Source organism: Stenotrophomonas mori (assembly GCF_023556335.1).
GTDB lineage: Bacteria > Pseudomonadota > Gammaproteobacteria > Xanthomonadales > Xanthomonadaceae > Stenotrophomonas > Stenotrophomonas mori.
On sequence record NZ_JAIKTS010000003.1, the window covers coordinates 1 to 1,577 of the forward strand.

A 1,577-nucleotide genomic window follows, 5' to 3' on the forward strand; every position below is an offset into this window, starting at 1 on the left:
TGGAGCTGGAGAAGAAGGTCAGCTCGACCGGCCCGTACGGCCTGGGCGACACGATCACCTACGCCTTCGAGCTGAAGAACAGCGGCGACGTGGCGCTGAGCGGCGTGACGGTGCTCGATGCCCTGGCCGGCCTGAGCCCGGTGACCTGCCCGTCGACGACGCTGGCGGCCGGTGCCGCGATGACCTGCACGGCCAGCTACACGGTGGCCGCGGCCGACGTGGCCGCCGGCAACGTGCACAACAGCGCGACCGCGCAGGGCACCCCGCCGGCGACTCCGGGCACCCCGGCCCCGCCGGCGGTGACCACCCCGCCGTCGCAGACCGACACCCCGATCGTGCAGGCCCCGGCACTGGAGCTGGAGAAGAAGGTCAGCTCGACCGGCCCGTACGGCCTGGGCGACACGATCACCTACGCCTTCGAGCTGAAGAACAGCGGCGATGTGGCGCTGAGCGGCGTGACGGTGCTCGATGCCCTGGCCGGCCTGAGCCCGGTGACCTGCCCCTCGACCACACTGGCGGCCGGTGCCGCGATGACCTGCACGGCCAGCTACACGGTGGCCGCGGCCGACGTGGCCGCCGGCAACGTGCACAACAGCGCGACCGCGCAGGGCACCCCGCCGGCGACCCCGGGCAACCCGGCCCCGCCGGCGGTGACCACCCCGCCGTCGCAGACCGACACCCCGATCGTGCAGGCCCCGGCACTGGAGCTGGAGAAGAAGGTCAGCTCGACCGGCCCGTACGGCCTGGGCGACACGATCACCTACGCCTTCGAGCTGAAGAACAGCGGCGATGTGGCGCTGAGCGGCGTGACGGTGCTCGATGCCCTGGCCGGCCTGAGCCCGGTGACCTGCCCCTCGACCACACTGGCGGCCGGTGCCGCGATGACCTGCACGGCCAGCTACACGGTGGCCGCGGCCGACGTGGCTGCCGGCAACGTGCACAACAGCGCGACCGCGCAGGGCACCCCGCCGGCGACCCCGGGCAACCCGGCCCCGCCGGCGGTGACCACCCCGCCGTCGCAGACCGACACCCCGATCGTGCAGGCCCCGGCACTGGAGCTGGAGAAGACGGTCAGCTCGACCGGCCCGTACGGCCTGGGCGACACGATCACCTACGCCTTCGAGCTGAAGAACAGCGGCGATGTGGCGCTGAGCGGCGTGACGGTGCTCGATGCCCTGGCCGGCCTGAGCCCGGTGACCTGCCCGTCGACCACGCTGGCGGCCGGTGCCGCGATGACCTGCACGGCCAGCTACACGGTGGCCGCGGCCGACGTGGCTGCCGGCAACGTGCACAACAGCGCGACTGCGCAGGGCACCCCGCCGGCAACCCCGGGCACCCCGGCTCCGCCGGCGGTGACCACCCCGCCGTCGCAGACCGACACCCCGATCGTGCAGGCCCCGGCACTGGAGCTGGAGAAGACGGTCAGCTCGACCGGCCCGTACGGCTTGGGCGACACGATCACCTACGCCTTCGAGCTGAAGAACAGCGGCGATGTGGCGCTGAGCGGCGTGACGGTGCTCGATGCCCTGGCCGGCCTGAGCCCGGTGACCTGCCCGTCGACCACGCTGGCGGCCGGT

At 73.3% G+C, this 1,577-nt stretch carries 1 protein-coding gene; it reads left to right on the plus strand.

The features are described from left to right. On the plus strand, nucleotides 1–1,577 hold a 1,577-nt coding region (locus tag K5L01_RS09560; protein WP_250064168.1), incomplete at both ends, for a DUF7507 domain-containing protein.